Source organism: Streptomyces sp. ISL-43 (genome assembly GCF_018614195.1).
In the GTDB taxonomy this organism is placed as follows: domain Bacteria; phylum Actinomycetota; class Actinomycetes; order Streptomycetales; family Streptomycetaceae; genus Streptomyces.
The window spans coordinates 1-18,627 of record NZ_JAGGOT010000049.1 but is presented as its reverse complement, the minus strand read 5'-3'; the positions used below and the strand labels follow the sequence as shown (position 1 = coordinate 18,627).

Below are 18,627 nucleotides of genomic sequence, written 5' to 3'. Positions count from 1 at the left end.
TGCCCTCCGCATGACTCGTGCCACGCGCACCCGCAGCTCGTGAACCACGCCACTGCCACGGCACCTCCAGCTCTTTTCTCGCGGCGCACGCGCCGCCCTTCATCCGGCGGCCTGCGCCGCCACAGCGTGGAGACGACTCGGGCGAATCGTTTCCGCACCCTTGGGACCCAGATTCAGCACCAGCACCCGCACCACCCGACAACTCAACAAAGGCTCGACTAGCACCGCTTTCGCACCACCTCCATGACACCCACGTCCCTGCCGACGTGTATAACCGACCGGAGGAAGCCGTGGCCGTAACGCCCAGGTTTCGCAAAGATGCAGTCGCAGTACCGGTGGAGAAGCACCCGGTCGACGAGACCCTGCCTCCGCTGAAGATGTTCACGAGCGGCCTTCAGCACGTGGCGGCGATGTACGCCGGTGTGGTCGCCCCGCCCATGATCGTCGGCCCGGCCGTCGGCCTCTCCGCGACCGAGACCGCCTTCCTGATGGGCGCCTCGCTCTTCACCGCAGGACTCGCCACCCTCCTCCAGACGCTCGGATTCTGGAAGATCGGCGCCAAACTCCCCTTCGTGAACGGCGTTTCCTTCGCCGGAGTCACCCCGATGATCGCCATAGCCAAGGGAGAAGGCGCCAACGCCATCCCGGTCATCTTCGGCGCGATCATCGTCGCCGGCGTCCTCGGCTTCTTCGCCGCCCCCTACTTCGGCCGACTGGTCAGGTTCTTCCCGCCGGTCGTCACCGGTACGGTCATCACCCTGATCGGCGTCTCGCTGCTCCCGGTCGCCTTCAACTGGTCGCAGGGCGGCAACCGCACCGCCACCGACTACGGCTCGGTGAAGAACATCGCCATGGCCGCCGCCACCCTCGCGATCGTCCTCGTGATGCGCAAGTTCCTGCGGGGCTTCCTCCAGCAGATCTCCATCCTCCTCGGCCTGGTCGCCGGCACGCTCATCGCACTGCCGCTGGGGATGGCGAACTTCGACGCCGTCAAGAACGCCGACCTCATCGGCTTCCCGACGCCCTTCCACTTCGGGGCCCCGCAGTTCCAGGTCGCCGCGATCATCTCCATGTGCATCGTGATGCTGGTGTGCATGACCGAGTCCACCGCCGACATCCTGGCCTTGGGCAAGATCGTCGACCGCCCGGCGGACGCGAAGACCATCGAGGGCGGCCTGCGTGCCGACGCGCTGGGCAGCGCGGTCAGCCCGCTGTTCAACGGCTTCATGTGCAGCGCCTTCGCGCAGAACATCGGCCTGGTCGCCATGACCAAAGTGCGCAGCCGGTTCGTCGTCGCGGCCGGCGGCGGCATCCTGATCGCTCTCGGCCTGTGCCCGATCGCGGCCTCCGTCATCGGAGTCGTACCGCTGCCGGTCCTCGGCGGCGCCGGCGTGGTCCTCTTCGGCTCGGTGGCCGCCAGCGGCATCCAGACGCTGGCCGGCGCGGCCATGGAGAAGGGCGAGAACGCCCTGATCGTCGCCGCCGCACTCGGCATCGGCCTGATCCCGATCGCGGCCCCCGGCTTCTACCACGCCTTCCCGAAGGACCTGCTGGTCGTCCTCGACTCCGGCATCAGCACCGGCTGCGTCGTGGCCATCGCGCTGAACCTGGCCTTCAACCACCTCGGCGCCAAGAAGGGCGCGGCCACGGCCGCGGATCCGGTGCCGGTGCACTGACCGGGCTCCGCCCGGCCTGCGCGCGTGCCACGGCGGTGCGCACGTCACCCACTGCGGGTGTGACGTGCGCACCGCCGTGCGCGCGTACGGGGCCGGGCGCGGGCCGAGTGGTCCGTACGGGGCGCCGGCCGGCGCCGTACGGTCGACTCGCTCATCGCGAACTCCCGTGCCGGCTCGCCGTGCGCACCGTGCGCGCACTGGCCTGCGGGGGCGGGCTCGACACCGTCTGGGTGGACCTCGCCTCCCTGCCCGAGCGACGCTGGGCGGAGCTGGAGGGCGAGCTCGTCGACCGGCTGGCGGGGCGCTCGGCGCTGCTCGTGCTCGACGGCTGCGAACAGCTCGGGGACACCGGCTCGGGGTTCGCAGCCGAGCTGCTGCTGCGCCTTCCGGGGCTGCGCGTTCTGGCCACCTCGCAGCGCAGGCTGCGCCTGGCCGGGGAGGCGGTGCTCGCCGTACCGCCGCTGCCGGTGCCGGCGGGTGAGGCGGCGCCTGACCCCGCCGAGCGGTTCCCGGTGGCCGGCATCGAGGGGTACGCGGCCGTCCGGCTCTTCGAGGAACGGGCGCGCGGCGCCGACCCCTTCTTCGATCCGAGCCCGGCGGCCCGGCGCGCGGAGCCGCTCAGCAGGTCGAGTGGAAGAGCCCGCCGACCCGCTCGGTCCCGGCCAGCCGGTTGTAGAGCGCGACCGCCGCGGTCGTCTCCTCGACGTGCACGTCGACACCCGCGTCCGCCAGCAGGCTCAGCGTCTCGGGCATGGTGTGCAGCCGCAGTTCCATGCCGCGGCTCAGGACGACCGCCGTGCAGCCCCGGTCGAGGAGTTCGCGCACGTCCGCGGGCTGGATGCCCGGCTCGTGCCGGGTGCCGTGCTCGTTCCAGTCCCACGCGCGGCCGCCGCCCGGGTACAGGGCGAAGTCCTTGCCGGGCGTGAGCCCCTCGACCTCCATGCGGCCCCAGGAGAGGGCGGTGACCTGTGGGGACCGGACCGGCGGGACCCACAGCATGAGGTTGCTCATCAGCTCGGCCTGCTCGATCGCGTCGTCCAGCGCGTGATGGGTGTGCGGGCGGCGGGAGAGCAGCTCGCGCGGCATGCTGCCCTTGGCGACGGCGCGGAGCGGGACGCGGGCCTTGGCCGCGTAGAGGGTCTTCATGTCCAGGCAGCCCGAGTGTCCGAAGGGGCTGTCGCCGCCGAAACTCACCAAGTACCAGTACAGGAAGGTCCAGTCGAAGGAGGCCGGGTAGGCGCACATCACCGGCTGAGCCCCGGCCGAGACCTCCCGCACCCACGCCCGGAACTCCGCCATCGCGACGGCCGGGTCGGCGCCCTCGCGGACCAGCCGCTCCCGGTCCAGCCCGCTCACGGCGAGCGCCTGCGGCACGTACGCCTCACTGATCGGGCGCAACTCCCGGTAGAAGGTGTCCCGCTCCGGATCGGCGGCCGTATACGAAGCACCGTCCTGCCGCCCGGCCACGGCGGCCCCGAAGCTGATCATCGAGTAGGGCCCCGGGACGGGCCCGTCGGCCTCGATGTCGACGGAGATGTAGACGTTCGGACGGGCGGGACGCGCGGGGCGCGCGGTACGGGCTGGCATGCCCGAGAGCATGCCAGCCCGCGTCGGCTCTATCACCCGGATTACGGGGCTGCGCCCGGAGGCGGGGACCGTCAGGAAGCGGGGGTCAGGTACATCCCGGTCTCGTCGGCCCCGGCGGTGTTCTTGCAGCCGAATCCGCTGCTCGCCGGCTGGGCCGCGACCAGCGCCAGGCAGCGCCCGGCCGCCAGCTGGCCGAAGTAGTTCGGGTGCATGGACTCCTGGATCAGGCCCTGGGTCTCGCTGCTGTCGATCCAGCGCGCCCACTCGCTCGTCTTCGCCGAGGCCGGCACGGTGGAGGTCACCTGCTTGCTCGCCTTCGCGCACACCTCGCGCCCCTGCATCATGTCCTTGAGGTCCAGGAACTGCGCGCCCTTGGCGGCGGCGACCGCCTTGAGGCGCCCCGCGATCTGCGGCACGAGCGAGTCCCGCGCCCAGTCGGAGTCCCTGTTCCAGAACGGGCAACCGCCGCTGTTGAGCCGGCTCCAGTCGCTCTGCGTGTACCGGTTCTCGGCCCCGCGCGGGATCGGCGACGGGTAGGACTGCAGCACGATCCGGTACGAGGAGTCGGCGTAGCCGGCGCCGCGCATGACGGCCCGCACCTCGTCCACGGACTTGCCGACGTCCGCCATGACGGCGTCCATCTTCTGGTTCACGCCCTCCTGCTGGTCGTCGTAGCAGTAGGAGTTCCAGATGATGAAGTCGTACGCGCACTCCTTGATGATGTCGGCGAAGCCGAGGTCGTTCCCGCCGATGGACAGCGCGATGACCTTGACGTCGTGGCTCGCGGCCACGGCGGCGAGCTGGTCGGCCTGCGGGGCCTCGCCCTTGAAGGCCACGCCGCCGTTGGAGGCGCGGAAGACGTTCTGCGACACCGCTCCGGAGCAGGCCAGGTTGACGGCGACGTCGGCGATGGCCCCGGCGCTCTTCACCTCGGCGGAGTCCGACCGGTGACAGCCGCCGGCGGTGGCCCCGTAGACCTTGCCGGGGTCGTAGGTGCTGCCGCTGACCCACGCCCGGTCGGTGCCGGTCCGACTCCCGGTGTTGGTCAGGCTGTTGCCCTTCCAGCGCCCGGCCTCGCCGGAGATGTAGCTGTCGCCCATGGACACCACGGCGGTGGGCCCGTTCCCCGTCCCGGCCACGGCCGTCCCGGCCCCGCCGGCCACCAGCGCCCCGGCTGCGAGCGGCAGTGCCATCCCGATCCCGGCCAGTCGTCGCACTCGACTGCGGGCGGTCCGGTTCGTGCTGTCGTTGCGGAATCCGATCACTGGGGAACTCCTGCGGTCGGCCATGGCGAAGTCGGGAACAACTCCGATGCATGGCTGGTAAGTGGGGGTTACCTCCGGCCGGTGGCAACCGGAAAGTTCCCACGCCGCGCGTTGTTACCGCTAGGTACAGGCGAGTTACGAACGAGTAACAACCGATCGGTCGTTCGGCCCGGGGGCCCGTCGGCCGTCGCCGACGCGCCCCGCCGGTCGTTGCTCGCAGGGCACATGACCGCGCCCCCGGAGCCGGAAGGCTTCGGGGGCGCGGTCGGGTTCCGGCTGCTGTGCGTTCAGCCGGAGGCGGGGTGGGTCAGCCGATGAGCTGGTCGTACGCCGGGAGGGTGAGGAAGTCGGCGTAGTCCGCGTCCAGGGAGACCTGGAGGAGGAGGTCGTGGGCCTGCTGCCACTTTCCGGAAGCGAAGGCCTCTCCGCCGACCTCGGTGCGGATCGCGGCGAGTTCGGCGGCGGCGATCTCGCGGGTGAGGTCCGCCGTGGCGAGCTTGCCGTTCTCGAAGACGACGCCGGCGTTGATCCACTGCCAGATCTGCGAGCGCGAGATCTCGGCGGTGGCCGCGTCCTCCATCAGGCCGAAGATGCCGACGGCGCCGAGGCCGCGCAGCCAGGCCTCGATGTAGCGGATGCCGACCTGGACCGCGTTGCGCAGGCCCTCGTACGTCGGCTTCGCGTCCAGGGAGTCGATCGCGATCAGCTCGCCCGGGGCCACCGAGACGTCCTCGCGCAGGCGGTCCTTCTGGTTCGGCTTCTCGCCGAGGACCGCGTCGAAGGAGGCCATCGCGATCGGGACCAGGTCGGGGTGGGCGACCCAGGAGCCGTCGAAGCCGTCGCCGGCCTCGCGGTCCTTGTCTGCCTTGACCTTCTCGAAGGCGACCTTGTTGATCTCGGCGTCCTTGCGGGACGGGATGAAGGCCGCCATGCCACCGATGGCGTGCGCGCCGCGCTTGTGGCAGGTCTTGACCAGCAGCTCGGTGTAGGCGCGCATGAAGGGGGCGGTCATCGTCACCGCGTTGCGGTCCGGCAGGACGAACTTCTCGCCGCCGTCACGGAAGTTCTTGACGATGGAGAAGAGGTAGTCCCAGCGGCCGGCGTTCAGGCCCGCCGCGTGGTCGCGCAGCTCGAAGAGGATCTCGTCCATCTCGTACGCGGCGGTGATGGTCTCGATCAGGACGGTCGCGCGGACCGTGCCCTGCGGGATGCCGACGTAGTCCTGGGCGAAGACGAAGATCTCGTTCCACAGGCGCGCCTCGAGGTGCGACTCGGTCTTCGGCAGGTAGAAGTACGGGCCCTTGCCGAGGTCGATCAGACGCTTCGCGTTGTGGAAGAAGTACAGGCCGAAGTCGACGAGGGAGCCGGACGCCGGGCCGTCCTCGAAGCGCAGGTGGCGCTCCTCGAGGTGCCAGCCGCGCGGGCGCATCACGACGGTGGCGAGCTCCTCGGCGGGCTTGAGGGCGTACGTCTTGCCGGTGCGGGCGTCGGTGAAGTCGATGCGGCGCTCGTAGGCGTCGATCAGGTTGAGCTGGCCGAGGACGACGTTCTCCCAGGTGGGAGCCGAGGCGTCCTCGAAGTCCGCGAGCCAGACCTTGGCACCCGAGTTCAGGGCGTTGATGGTCATCTTGCGGTCGGTCGGACCGGTGATCTCCACACGGCGGTCGTTCAGCGCGGCCGGGGCCGGCGCCACCTTCCAGTCGCCCTCGCGGACCTGTGCGGTGTCCGGGAGGAAGTCGAGGGTGGAGGTGCGGGCGATCTCGGCACGGCGCACGGAGCGGCGGGCGAGGAGCTCGGCACGGCGCGGGGCGAACCGGCGGTGGAGCTCGGCCACGAAGGCGAGAGCCGCTTCCGTGAGTACCTCGTCCTGCCGGGGCAGGGGCTCGGCGTCGACGATGGCCAGCGATGACGGCGCTGGTGCGGACATATCTGTCACTCCTTCAGCGGCGGTGCCTGGCGGCCGCGGGGAATGCTCGCGCTGGACGGCACGCAGTGCCGTCGGGTGTGGAGAGTTCCGGGATACGGTCGCGGGCGCCGTCTGGGGGTTCAGGGCGCTTCTGACCAGTGGATAGTAATTTCCTCATGGTGGAAGTTCAATGGTTTGTTGATGTCGAGATTCTCTGAGTCGACAGAATCCGCTTGGCGGTGGCCCTCAGTGCCATTGCGGTCACGCCCCGCTCAGGCCGGACGCGTGCCGGGCTCAAGCGAGTCGTGCCAGGTCGGGCGGGGTGTCGATGTCGAAGGGCTCCGCGACGTCCCCGCACTCGACCAGCGTGAGCTCATGCGCGTGCGCCGACAAGTGCACCCGCGCGCCCTTGTCACCCGTGGCCGTCGCAACGATGTCCGGCCAGCGGTCCGCCCCGAAGAGCACCGGGTGCCCGCGCTCGCCCCCGTACGCCGCCGCCACCAGGCTCGTGGGGGAGCGGTAGGCGGCCCGGACCCGGGCCACCGCCTCCGGCCCGATGCCCGGCTGGTCCACCAGTGACACCAGGGCGGCGAGGGCGCCCGTACCGGCGAGCGAGGCGAGGCCGACCCGCAGGGAGGAGCCCATGCCCTCGGCCCAGTCCGGGTTGTCGCTCACCACGCATCCGCTCAGGTCGGCGCGCTCGCGCACCTCCGCCGCCGACGCGCCGAGCACCACGTGGAGCGGTCCGCAGCCCGCCTCGCGCAGCACCCGTACGGCGTTCTCCACCAGCGGGCGGCCCCGGTAGGGCAGCAGGGCCTTGGGGCGGCCGCCCAGGCGCCGGCCGCCGCCGGCGGCGAGGAGCAGGCCGGCGATCACCGGGGGAGCGGAGCCGTCCGCTGCTCCGCGCTGTTCCTGCTGGTGCCGCTGTTGCCGTTGCTGTCGGGTGTCGCTGTGGGATGACATGTCACCGATTCTCGCTCTCCGCGCCGCAAGCCCCGCAGGAGGCCGCGTACGGCGGCCAGCGCGGCCCCGGCCCGCAGGGGCTCGGCGATCCGGTTCTCGGCGGCGGCGATCAGGGCTCTCTCGTCACGGTCGGTCAACATCGCGGCATCTCCTTGCCAATCGGGGGCCAATGCAGCGAGTCTGGACTCGGATTGGCCTGGCAGGCAGAGCCAATCGGGGGAGGTTGGCATGGCAAACGGGCGAGTGGTCCAGACGGCGGACAGGACGATAGGCAGCCGGCAGCTCGCCGCCCTGCTCCCGGCGGAGGTATTGGCCCGCCCCGGCTACCGGGCCCTGGCCGACGCCGTCCGCACCCTGATCCTCGACGGCAGGGTCGCCCTGCACGTACGCCTGCCCGCCGAACGCGAGCTCGCGGAAGCGGTCGGCGCCAGCCGGGCCACCGTCACCGGCGCCTACGACCTCCTGCGAGAGAGCGGCTACGTCCGCAGCCGGCGCGGCTCCGGCACCTGGACCGAGCTCCCCGACGGCCACCGCCCGGTCGGCGCGCACACCCTCGTCGGCGCCGGCGGCTACAGCGCCGACGGCGAGCCCGGCATCGACCTGGCCATCGCCGCCATGGGCGCCCCCGAGGGCAGCCTCGCCGACGCGGTGGCCTGGGCCGCGCCCAGGCTCCCGGAGCTCGCCCGCAGCCCCGGCTACCACCCCTTCGGACTGCCCGACCTGCGCACCGCCATCGCGGAACGGTTCACCCGGCGCGGGCTCGCGACCCGCCCGGAGCAGATCCTCGTCACGGCGGGCGCGCAGCAGGCGTTCGCGCTGGTGGTGAGCCTGCTGTGCCGGCCCGGGGACCGGGTGATGACGGAGAACCCGACCTACGCCAACGCGCTGGACGCCCTGCGGCACGCGCGGCTGCGCACCGGGTCGATCGCAGTCTCCGACGCGGGCTGGGACCTGGAGATCGCCGAGTCCTCGCTGCGCCAGACCGTGCCCCGGCTCGCGTACGTGATCCCGGACTTCCACAACCCGACGGGCGTGCTGATGCCGGACGAGCAGCGGCTGCGGCTGCTCGCGGCGACGCGGCGGACCGGGACCTGGCTGGTGGTCGACGAGACGATCGCCGACATCGCCCTCGACGTGCCGGCTCCCGCCCCGACGGCCTCGCTGGCGCCCCGGGGCGGAGCCGACCACGTGGTGACCATCGGGTCGCTGAGCAAGACGCACTGGGGCGGGCTGCGGGTCGGGTGGATCCGGGCCACCGCCAAGATGATCACGGAGCTGACGGCGGTTCGGGTCGCGAACGACATGACCGGGTCGGTACTGGACCAGCTCGTGGCCCTGCCCCTGCTGGAGGGGCTGGAGCGGTCGCTCCCCGGGCGGCTGGAGCAGCTGCGGGAGCAGCGCGCCGCGCTGGTGGCCTCGTTGGAGCGGCACACCCCGGAGTGGTCGTGGCAGCTGCCGCCGGGCGGGCTCTCGCTCTGGGTGGACCTGGGGGAGCCGGTGAGCTCGGCGCTGTCGGAGCGGGCGGCGGAGGCCGGGGTGTACATCGGGAGGGGCGCGCGGTTCGGGGTGGACCCCGGGACCTTCGAACACCGGCTGCGGATCCCGTACACGCTGCCGGCGGACCGGCTGGACGAGGGGGTACGCCGGCTCGCGGCGGCCTTCCACGACGGCGTGCCGCTGCCTTCGGCGGTGGAGCGGCCGTACTGGGTGGCGTAGGACCGCGCCCCGGACCCGGCGCCCCAGCGCTCCGTCCGGCGCGCCGGCTCCGCCGGCGGGGCTACGGCGTGCGGATCAGGCGGCGGGTGGCGGCCGCGGCCACCGCCGAGGTGCGGGAGTCGACGCCGAGCTTGGCGTAGATGTGGACCAGGTGGGACTTGACCGTGGCCTGGCTGAGGAAGAGCTGCTTGGAGATCTGCTGGTTCGACAGGCCGTCCGCGACCAGCTGCAGTACCTCCAGTTCGCGCTTGGTCAACGCCTCCGCGGGGGTCCGCATGCGGTCCATCAGGCGCAGCGCGACCGCCGGGGCCAGCGCCGACTGGCCCGCCGCCGCCGTGCGGACCGCTGCCGCGAGCTCCTCCGGAGGGGCGTCCTTGAGCAGGTAGCCGGAGGCGCCCGCCTCCACCGCCGCCAGGATGTCCGCGTCCGTGTCGTACGTGGTCAGGACCAGCACCCGGGGAGCGGAGGGCCGTGCCGTGATCAGCGCCGTGGCCTCCGAGCCGTGCATGCCGGGGCCGGGGCCGAACTGGAGGTCCATGAGGACCACGTCCACCCCGGCGCGGCCGGCGAGCTCCACCGCCTGTTCCGCCGTCGCCGCCTCCGCCACCACCGCGAAGTCCGGCTCGGTGTCCAGGACCGCGCGCAGCCCGGCCCGGACCACCGGGTGGTCGTCGGCCAGGAGCAGCCGGATCGTCATGACAGTGCCTCCGCGGGCAACGGCAGGGTGACGGCCACGGCGGTGCCCTGGCCCGGGGAGGACTCGACCGTGAACAGGCCGCCGAGGGTCTCGGCCCGCGAGCGCATCGCCGGCAGGCCGAAGCCGCCCCCGCCCGAGGGCGCGGACGAGGAGGCGCGGGAGGGGTCGAAGCCCTTGCCGTCGTCGACGATGTCCAGCGTCACGGAGGTGTCCATGAAGGTCAGGGTGATCTCGGCGCGCCCCGCCCCCGCGTGCCGCACCACATTGGCCAGCGCCGACTGCGCGATCCGCAGCAGCGCCACCTCGTAGGGCGTGGGCAGGGGCCGGGGCGCGCCGCTGAGGGAGAAGCGGACCCGGGGGCCCGGAGCTCCCGTGCACAGCCGTTCCAGCGCGGCCGGGAGGGACCCGTGCTCCAGGTCCGGAGGCGTGAGGGCCCGTACGAAGCGCCGTGCCTCGGCGAGGTTCTCCTGCGCGGCCCGGCGCGCCTGGCCGATGTGCGCCAGCGCCGCCGCCGTCGGGTCGGGGGCGGCAGGGGGCGGCGAGGTCGCGGGGACCGGCCCGGGAGCGCCGGCCGGACCAGCGGTTCCCGCCCCCGCCCCCGCCGCCTCGGCGAGGGTCCGCTCCGCCGCCCGCAGCAGCAGCTGGATGGAGGAGAGGCCCTGCGCCAGGGTGTCGTGGATCTCCCGGGCGAGGCGCTCCCGCTCCGCCAGGATCCCGGCGCCCCGCTCGGCCGCCGCCAGCTCGGCCCGTGTCGTGATGAGCTCCTCGATCAGCTCGCGCCGCCGCTCGCTCTCCCGGTACAGCGCCTGGTAGCCCAGTACGGTCGCCACCGCCACGGCCCCGCCCAGCAGCGGCCCGAGGAACGCCCCGGGTGACACCGCCCGGCTGTGCGCGAGGAAGCCGCCGATCGCCGCGCACGCCGTCACGGCGACGGCCGCCACCCCCCAGCGCAGCCGCAGCAGGTGCAGTTCCAGGAAGTACAGCGGGAAGGCGATCCACAGCCCGTCGGGGGAGACCACGAGCAGTCCCGCCCAGGCCGCGCACAGTCCGGCCAGCCACAGCGCCCCGGCGCGCGCCGAGCGGTGCACCACGGGGGCCAGTGCGCCGGCGACGTACGCGGCGGCCAGTACCGCGCAGGCCGCGACCACCCACCCCGCGCGCGGCGCGGAGTCGGTGACGGCCCGTGTGGCGGCGAGCGCGAGCAGGCCGATGAACAGCGCGTGCAGGCACAGGCGCAGGACGCGGGAGACCGGGGTGAGGGCGCGGGTGTCCCCGCGCGGCCGGCGGGTGTCGCCGTGCGGTCGGGGAGCGGTCGTGTCGGTGGCAGTCATGGCCCGACCAGCGTAAGTCCGGGTCCGGTGGCCCCGGTCAACCAAAAGTTCGATGTCCGCGTGGGTCCTTCGATACGAGGATCCCTACTGTGGCGCGATGCCTTGTGCCCACGCGGAAGACCAAGGTGGGGAACATGTTCGTCGCATGGAGAGATCTACGGTTCGCCAAGGGCCGCTTCGCCCTGATGGGCTCGGTCGTACTGCTCATCACGCTGCTGGTCGGCCTGCTGTCCGGGCTCACCGCCGGCCTGGCCCGGGAGAACATCTCGGCCATCACCGGTCTGCCCGCCACCACCCGCCTCGCCTTCGCCTCGCCCGCCGGGGACCAGAAGGTCTCCTTCACCAACTCCCAGGTGCCGGAGAAGGCCTGGCAGTCCTGGCGAGAGCGGCCGGGGGTGACCTCGGCCGAGCCGCTCGGCATCCGCACCACCAACGCCGTCTCGGGTGAGCGCACCGCCGCCGTGTCCGCCTTCGGCGTGGATCCTGCGGGCCGGCTGGGCCCGCAGGACAAGGGCCTCACCCAGGGGCAGGCGGTCCTCAGCGAGAAGGCCGCCAAGGAGCTCGGCGGGCTCACCGCCGGCGCCAGGCTCAAGATGGGCCCCGTCGAGCTGACCGTGGCCGCCGTCTCCGGCACCGCCGCCCACAGCCACACCCCGGTCGTCTGGATGGACCTCGACGACTGGCAGCGCGTCGGCAACCCCGGCACCTCCATCGACACCGTCGCCACCGTCGTCGCCCTGGACGGGACGGGCGAGGTGGACTGGGCGGCCGGGAACGAGGCCACCGACACCAGGGCCCAGACCGTGGACGAGGCGCTGAGCGCCATCGGCTCCTACACCTCCGAGAACGGTTCGCTGCAGCTGATGCGCGGGTTCCTCTTCGCCATCTCCGCCCTCGTCATAGGGGCCTTCTTCACGGTGTGGACCATCCAGCGCAGCGGGGACATCGCCGTGCTGAAGGCACTGGGTGCCTCCACCCCGTACCTCCTGAAGGACGCCCTCGGGCAGGCCGTGGTGATGCTGGTGCTCGGTACGGGTGCGGGCACCGCGCTCGCCGCCGGCTTCGGGGCCCTGATCAGCGGCGGCGACGTGCCCTTCGTGCTCGACGCCGCCACCGTGCTGGTCCCGGCCGCCGTCATGATCGCGCTCGGCGCGCTGGGGGCGGCCCTGTCCATCCGGCGGATCACCGCCGTAGACCCCCTGACCGCTCTCGGGAGTGCCCGATGACCCTGCTCGTCTCCGACGTCACGCTCACCTACCCGGACGGCGACGGGCGGCTCACCGCCCTCGACGCGGTCGGCCTGGAGGTGCCCGCCGGAACCCTGACGGCCGTCATCGGCCCCTCCGGATCCGGCAAGTCCAGCCTGCTCGCGGTCGCCGCCACCCTGGTCACCCCCGATTCGGGGCAGGTCGTCGTCGCGGGGCAGGACATCGCGAAGCTGGGGGCGGCCGAGAAGTCGGCCCTGCGCCGGGAGAAGATCGGCATCGTCTTCCAGCAGCCGAACCTGCTGGCCTCGCTCACGGCCGCCGAACAGCTCCAGGTCATGGCGCACATCCACGGCCGCCCCGCACGCGTACTGCGCCGGCGGGCCCTGGAGCTGCTGGACGCGGTGGGTCTGGCCGACAAGGCCGACAAGCGGCCGCACCAGCTCTCCGGGGGCCAGCGCCAGCGGATCAACATCGCCCGCGCGCTGATGAACGAGCCCTCGGTGCTGCTGGTGGACGAGCCGACCAGCGCGCTGGACCACGAGCGCGGCGCCGCGATCCTGGACCTGCTGGTCACCCTCACCCGCGAGCGCTCCACCGCCACCGTGCTGGTCACCCACGACCACGCCCACCTGGAGCGCATGGACCGTACGGCGACCATGACCGACGGCCGGCTGACGGAGTCGGTTACGGCGTAGCCGCCCCGGACGGCCTGGCCCGTGGGGCGGGGGCGGGCGTGGACGGCGTAGCCGCCGGCCGGTCGGACCGGGCCGCGGGGCCGAGGTACGCGCGGAAGCCGCGCAGCCCCGGCAGGTCCGGCAGATCGTACGGGCGCCACTCCCGGACCCACCGGGGCACCGGGGCGGTGCCCGCGACCAGCACCGCGGCCGGCCGGTTATCCGCGAGCGAGATGAGCCCGGCGGTGGTGATGCTGCCGTCGTGGCCGCCGTACACCTGGCGGGAGGCGCACCCGGTGCGGAACGCGACCCGGACCGCCTCCTGGCCGCTGACCAGGCACGGCGGCCGTACGCCCTGGCGGCGCAGCGCCTCGGCGACGGCGGTGAAGGCCGCCTGGTCGCCGCGGCCGCGGGCGGCCAGTCTGGCCGTGATCAGCAGCTGGAGCGCGAGATGAGCGGCCAGCGCCAGGCAGAGCGCGCCCAGGAGGAGCGGCCGGTGGAGCGGCCGACGGCGGGCGGCGGCGAACAGCCGGACCAGGCAGAGGGCGGAGGGGAGCGCGAGCAGCGCGTACGCGGGGAGCAGGAAGCGCGGGGCGGCGTACCCGACGAACAGCAGGTACGGCGCGGCCATCGAAAGCCCGACCGCGGTGGCCAGGAGCACCGGGCGCCGCAGCGGCCGCCCCCCGCTCCCCTGCGTGAAGACCAGCCCGCCCGCGGTGAGCACGGGCAGCGCCAGCCACCACAGGCCGGTGACCGGCTGGGTCCACGGGACATCGCAGGGACGGCACAGCGTCCGGCCGGCCAGGGCGCGCAGGTGGTCGCCGAAGGCGGGGTTCCAGCCGAGCCCGCCCTGGATCTCCCCGGCACGGTGGAGCCGGGCGAGGAGGCCGCCGTAGTGGAGCCGGGCCTCCACGACCCACTGGGCGCCGCCGAGTACGGCCCCGGCCGCCAGCGCCACGGGCAGGGCGGGGCGGCGCCAGTCCGGGACCACGGCCACCGCGCCGGCCCCGGCCGCCAGCGCCACGGGCAGGGCGGGGCGGCGCCAGTCCGGGACCACGGCCACCGCGCAGGCCAGGGGAAGGACGAGCCAGACTGCGTCGGAGGGCCGCATGAGCGCGGTGACGGCCACCGCGGCGGCGAGGCCCGTGAGGGCGCGGCGGTCGCCGGGATCGCGGGCTGCCCGCAGGAAGCACCCGACGGCGGCCAGCGCCCCGAAGGCCACCCAGAGGTTGGGCATGGCGCGCGGGCCGTAGAAGAGGGTCACCCACAGCCCGGCGAAGAGCGCCCCGGCGAGGGAGAGCACGGGCACGGGAAACAGCCGCCGCCACGTCCACAGCGCCACCAGCAGGCCGGCCGCCGAGAGCAGGGCGAGGAAGATCCGCAGGGCCGGGACGGACGGGGTCAGGGCCACGACCGGGGCGACGAGGTAGGTGATCCCGCGGGCGCGCGGGGCGCTGAAGAACGCGGCGGGGGCGTTCGGCGAGACCTGGCTGACGTACACGGTCTCGTCCCATCCGAGCCCGGTACCCGGGACGAGCGACACCACCTGCGCGAGGGCGTACACGGCGGCTACGGTCCCCAGCCAGGCCAGATCCCGCCGGCGCGACCGGCCGGCGGCGGGCCGTGCCGGTGCCCCGGGCGGGCTCGGCGCAGTGACGGATCGGCGGAGCATGGGCGGGACCTCCGGGAAGCGGCGAGACGGGCACCCCCACGCTGGCCCGCGCCGCCCCACCCCGCATCCCGGCCCCGGCACCCGGCCCAGTCCCCACCGCACACCGGCGCCCGGCTCCCGCCACACCAGCGCCCCACACAACAGCGCCCCGCCGGAGGGAACCGGCGGGGCGCTGAGGCGGCTGGGTCGGTACAGCCGGGGTCTGTCTGCCGGATCAGGCCGGGTTCTGGCTCTGCAGGGCCACCGACAGCTCGGCGGCGACGCCCTGCAGGATCGGCACGAAGGACTCGGCCACGGCCTCGGTCACCCGGCCGGCCGGGCCGGAGATGGAGATCGCGGCGGCGGTCGGCGAGTTCGGGACGGAGACCGCGAGGCAGCGGACTCCTATCTCCTGCTCGTTGTCGTCGACCGCGTAGCCCGCCTTGCGGACCTGCTCCAGGGCGTCCAGGAAGCCCTCGGGCGTGGTGATGGTCTTCTCGGTCGCGGCCGGCATCCCGGTGCGCGCGAGCAGGGCCCGTACCTCGTCCGCGGGGGTGTAGGCGAGGAGCGCCTTGCCCACGCCGGTGGAGTGCGGCAGCACGCGGCGGCCGACCTCGGTGAACATGCGCATGGAGTGCTTGGACGGCACCTGGGCGACGTAGACGATCTCGTCACCGTCGAGCAGGGCCATGTTCGCGGTCTCGCCGGTCTCCTCGACGAGGCGGGCGAGGTAGGGGCGGGCCCAGGTGCCCAGCAGCCGCGACGCGGACTCGCCGAGGCGGATCAGCCGGGGGCCGAGGGAGTACCGTCGGTTGGGCTGCTGTCGGACGTAGCCGCACGCCACGAGGGTGCGCATGAGGCGATGGATGGTGGGCAGCGGCAGACCGCTGGCGGCGGAGAGCTCGCTGAGGCCGACTTCGCCCCCTGCGTCGGCCATACGTTCGAGCAGATCGAAGGCGCGCTCAAGGGACTGGACGCCACCGCTGGCGGCGGTGGGCTTGTTGGAGGCGTCGGTGGTGCTGGCGCTGGACGTCGGCACGGCGCGGTCCTTTCGGTGCTGGCAGGCAAGGAAGCAGCCTACCGGTCGGTCGGCGTCGGCCCTAGAGCCGGGGGCAATGCCGTCCCCGCCGGTCAGAGGCGGTTTGTCCGGGTGGTGGACGTCCTCGGGAAGTTACCCGCCCAGTCCCTGGTGGTGGTAGCTACATTCTGCATAGCGAAATCTTAATTCCATCCTGTGGAAACATCCAATCGCGGTACGGGCGCGTCAGTGGTCCGTCCGGGCGCTCTTGACTGGTTCTGGATCCACGTGAAGACTCCGTCAACAGAACGTTGAATTTCGCTCTGTGGAAGTAGATGGGGAGGTTCCGGTGTCTGACCCGGCTGTGGAACTGGTACTGCGCTCGACGCGCGTCATCACCCCCGAGGGGACGCGCGCCGCTTCGGTGGCCGTCGCCGGCGGGAAGATCGCGGCCGTGCTGCCGTACGAGGCCGACGTACCGGCCGGGGCCCGGCTGGAGGACTTCGGCGACGACGTGCTCCTCCCCGGCCTGGTCGACACCCACGTCCACGTGAACGACCCCGGCCGCACGGAGTGGGAAGGCTTCTGGACGGCCACCCGCGCTGCCGCCGCCGGTGGCATCACCACCATCCTCGACATGCCGCTGAACTCGCTGCCGCCGACCACCACGACCGCCAACCTGGTGGTCAAGCAGGAGGTCGCCCGGACCAAGGCGCACGTGGACATCGGCTTCTGGGGCGGCGCGCTGCCCGACAACGTCAAGGACCTGCGCCCGCTGCACGACGCCGGAGTCTTCGGCTTCAAGTGCTTCCTGTCGCCCTCCGGCGTCGAGGAGTTCCCGGAGCTCGACCAGGAGCAGCTGGCCTCCTCGCTCGCCGAGATCACCGGCTTCGGCGGCCTGATGATCGTGCACGCCGAGGACCCGCACCACCTGGAGTCCGCACCGCAGAACCCGGGCCCCAAGTACGCCGACTTCCTGGCCTCCCGCCCCAAGGACGCCGAGAACACCGCGATCCAGAACCTGATCGACCAGGCGAAGCGCCTGAACGCGCGCGTGCACGTACTGCACCTGTCCTCCTCCGACGCGCTGCCGCTGATCGCCGCCGCCAAGGCCGAGGGCGTCCGGATCACGGTCGAGTCCTGCCCGCACTTCCTCACCCTCACGGCCGAGGAAGTCCCGGACGGCGCAACCGAGTTCAAGTGCTGCCCGCCCATCCGCGAGTCCGCCAACCAGGACCTGCTGTGGGACGCGCTCGCCGACGGCACCATCGACTGCATCGTCTCCGACCACTCGCCCTCCACCGCGGACCTGAAGACCGGCGACTTCGCCACCGCGTGGGGCGGCATCTCCTCCCTCCAGCTGGGCCTCCCGGCGATCTGGACCGAGGCGAAGAAGCGCGGCCGCACCCTGGAGGACGTGGTCCGCTGGATGTCCGCCGCCCCGGCCGCCCTCGCCGGCCTGGCGCAGAAGGGCGCGATCGAGGTGGGCCGCGACGCCGACTTCGCCGTCCTGGCCCCCGAAGAGACCTTCACGGTGGACCCGGCCGAACTCCACCACCGCAACCAGGTCACGGCGTACGCGGGCAGGACCCTGCACGGCGTCGTGAAGTCCACCTGGCTGCGCGGTACGCAGATCGCCGACCACGGCACCCCGACCGAGCCCACGGGGCTCCTCCTCGAAAGGCAGAACTGACAGTGGCACAGCGTTCAACTGGATTGGCTTCTTTCACCGGTAACGCGAACCCGTACGGAGGCGGCGACCCGTACGCGGACTACCGCACCGCGGACTTCCCGTTCACCCAGTACGCGAACCTCGCCGCCCGTGAGCTGGGCGCTGGTGTCACCTTCGCCAACGACGAGTTCTTCGCCCAGCGCGAGAACCTCCTCATCGCCGAGGCCGCGCACTTCGACCCCGAGCACTTCGGCCACAAGGGCAAGATCATGGACGGCTGGGAGACCCGCCGCCGCCGTGGCGTCTCCGCCACCCAGCCCTGGCCGACGCCCGAGGACCACGACTACGCCCTGGTGCGCCTCGGCGCCCCCGGTGTCATCCGCGGCATCGTCGTCGACACCGCCCACTTCCGCGGCAACATGCCGCAGGCCGTCTCCATCGAGGGCACCAACTGGGAAGGCGCCCTCGCGCCCACCCCGGAGGAGCTCCTCGGCGACGACGTGAAGTGGACCGTGCTCGTCCCGCGCACCGCGGTCGGCGGCCACGCGGCCAACGGCTTCGAGGTGAACGCCGAACAGCGCTTCACGCACCTGCGCGTCAATCAGCACCCGGACGGCGGCATCGCCCGCCTGCGCGTGTACGGCGAGGTCGTCCCGGACCCGAAGTGGCTCGCCACGCTCGGCACGTTCGACGTCGTCGCGCTGGAGAACGGCGGCTCGGTCCAGGACGCGTCCAACCGCTTCTACTCCCCGCCGACCAACACCATCAACCCGGGCCGCTCCCGCAAGATGGACGACGGCTGGGAGACCGCCCGTCGCCGTGACAACGGCAACGACTGGATCCGCTACCAGCTCGTCGCCGAGTCCGAGATCCGCGCCGTCGAGATCGACACCGCCTACCTCAAGGGCAACTCGGCCGGCTGGGCCTCGCTGTCCATCAAGACCGGCGAGGAGGGCGAGTGGACGGAGTTCCTGCCGCGCACCCGCCTGCAGCCCGACACCAACCACCGCTTCGTGCTCGACGCCCCGGCGGTCGGCACGCACGTCCGCATCGACATCTTCCCGGACGGCGGCTTCTCCCGGCTGCGCCTCCACGGCGCCCTGACCGAGGCCGGCGCCGCCGCGCACGCCGCCCGTCACCAGGAGCTGGGCGGCTGACCCCACCCGACTCCCGCTCCACACTGACCGCCCCGGGGGCCGACACCCCCGGGCGCGTTCAACAGTCCGCAGGGGCGCACCGGTTGGGCGGTTTCTAGGGATCGTC

At 72.8% G+C, this 18,627-nt stretch carries 15 protein-coding genes; 6 read left to right on the top strand and 9 right to left on the bottom strand.

Annotated features, from left to right (window positions below):
- The first annotated feature begins 290 nt into the window (after positions 1–290).
- A complete protein-coding gene (locus J7F03_RS26935; protein WP_214953887.1) occupies positions 291–1,676 on the top strand; it encodes a nucleobase:cation symporter-2 family protein in 1,386 nt (461 codons plus the stop codon).
- A 618-nt stretch (positions 1,677–2,294) separates the two neighbouring features.
- Here the strand turns inward: J7F03_RS26935 and J7F03_RS41385 are convergent.
- From J7F03_RS41385 to J7F03_RS26905, 5 genes are all read right to left on the bottom strand, one after another.
- Entirely contained in the window at positions 2,295–3,263 is a 969-nt protein-coding gene (locus J7F03_RS41385) for an MTH938/NDUFAF3 family protein (RefSeq protein ID WP_251072553.1), read from the bottom strand.
- Between the two features lie 71 nt (positions 3,264–3,334).
- Entirely contained in the window at positions 3,335–4,528 is a 1,194-nt protein-coding gene (locus J7F03_RS26920; RefSeq protein WP_308379982.1) for a GDSL-type esterase/lipase family protein, read from the bottom strand.
- Between the two features lie 307 nt (positions 4,529–4,835).
- Entirely contained in the window at positions 4,836–6,455 is a 1,620-nt protein-coding gene (gene aceB / locus J7F03_RS26915; protein WP_214953883.1) for a malate synthase A, read from the bottom strand.
- 273 nt (positions 6,456–6,728) lie between these two features.
- Positions 6,729–7,310, bottom strand: coding sequence for an NTP transferase domain-containing protein (locus J7F03_RS26910; RefSeq protein WP_214953881.1), 582 nt, complete (start codon positions 7,308–7,310; stop codon positions 6,729–6,731).
- On the bottom strand, positions 7,307–7,537 hold the full coding sequence (locus tag J7F03_RS26905; RefSeq protein ID WP_214953879.1) for a hypothetical protein: 231 nt from the start codon (positions 7,535–7,537) through the stop codon (positions 7,307–7,309). The genes J7F03_RS26910 and J7F03_RS26905 overlap by 4 nt, the downstream gene beginning before the upstream one ends.
- An 88-nt stretch (positions 7,538–7,625) precedes the next feature.
- On the opposite strand from J7F03_RS26905, the gene J7F03_RS26900 reads away from it, so the two are divergent.
- Complete coding sequence (locus tag J7F03_RS26900; RefSeq protein WP_214953877.1) at positions 7,626–9,113, top strand: PLP-dependent aminotransferase family protein; 1,488 nt, start codon at positions 7,626–7,628, stop codon at positions 9,111–9,113.
- Positions 9,114–9,174: 61 nt separating this feature from the next.
- Here the strand turns inward: J7F03_RS26900 and J7F03_RS26895 are convergent, their stop codons facing one another.
- Together J7F03_RS26895 and J7F03_RS26890 are read right to left on the bottom strand one after the other, a co-directional pair.
- Positions 9,175–9,810 (bottom strand): response regulator transcription factor, encoded by a 636-nt coding sequence (locus J7F03_RS26895; protein WP_214953875.1) that lies wholly within the window; start codon positions 9,808–9,810, stop codon positions 9,175–9,177.
- The gene (locus tag J7F03_RS26890) at positions 9,807–11,141 is read right to left on the bottom strand and encodes a sensor histidine kinase (protein WP_214953873.1); all 1,335 of its coding nucleotides are present in this window, start codon (positions 11,139–11,141) and stop codon (positions 9,807–9,809) included. Before J7F03_RS26890 ends, J7F03_RS26895 begins: the two co-directional genes overlap by 4 nt.
- Positions 11,142–11,275: 134 nt before the next feature.
- On the opposite strand from J7F03_RS26890, the gene J7F03_RS26885 reads away from it, so the two are divergent.
- A complete protein-coding gene (locus tag J7F03_RS26885; RefSeq protein ID WP_214953871.1) occupies positions 11,276–12,367 on the top strand; it encodes an ABC transporter permease in 1,092 nt (363 codons plus the stop codon).
- Positions 12,364–13,044 carry an ABC transporter ATP-binding protein gene (locus J7F03_RS26880; RefSeq protein WP_214953869.1) on the top strand — a complete coding sequence of 227 codons (681 nt, stop codon included), beginning with the start codon at positions 12,364–12,366 and terminating at the stop codon, positions 13,042–13,044. Before J7F03_RS26885 ends, J7F03_RS26880 begins: the two co-directional genes overlap by 4 nt.
- On the opposite strand, the gene J7F03_RS26875 is transcribed toward J7F03_RS26880, so the two are convergent.
- Together J7F03_RS26875 and J7F03_RS26870 are read right to left on the bottom strand one after the other, a co-directional pair.
- Entirely contained in the window at positions 13,034–14,695 is a 1,662-nt protein-coding gene (locus J7F03_RS26875) for a hypothetical protein (RefSeq protein ID WP_251072552.1), read from the bottom strand. The two genes, J7F03_RS26880 and J7F03_RS26875, sit on opposite strands and share 11 nt — an antisense overlap.
- A gap of 214 nt (positions 14,696–14,909) precedes the next feature.
- Positions 14,910–15,713 (bottom strand): IclR family transcriptional regulator, encoded by an 804-nt coding sequence (locus J7F03_RS26870; protein WP_214953865.1) that lies wholly within the window; start codon positions 15,711–15,713, stop codon positions 14,910–14,912.
- 328 nt (positions 15,714–16,041) lie between these two features.
- Between J7F03_RS26870 and allB the strand changes: the two genes are divergently transcribed.
- Entirely contained in the window at positions 16,042–17,385 is a 1,344-nt protein-coding gene (gene allB / locus J7F03_RS26865; RefSeq protein WP_214953863.1) for an allantoinase AllB, read from the top strand.
- A gap of 2 nt (positions 17,386–17,387) precedes the next feature.
- Entirely contained in the window at positions 17,388–18,521 is a 1,134-nt protein-coding gene (gene alc, locus J7F03_RS26860) for an allantoicase (protein ID WP_214953861.1), read from the top strand.
- The last annotated feature ends 106 nt before the right edge of the window (positions 18,522–18,627 follow it).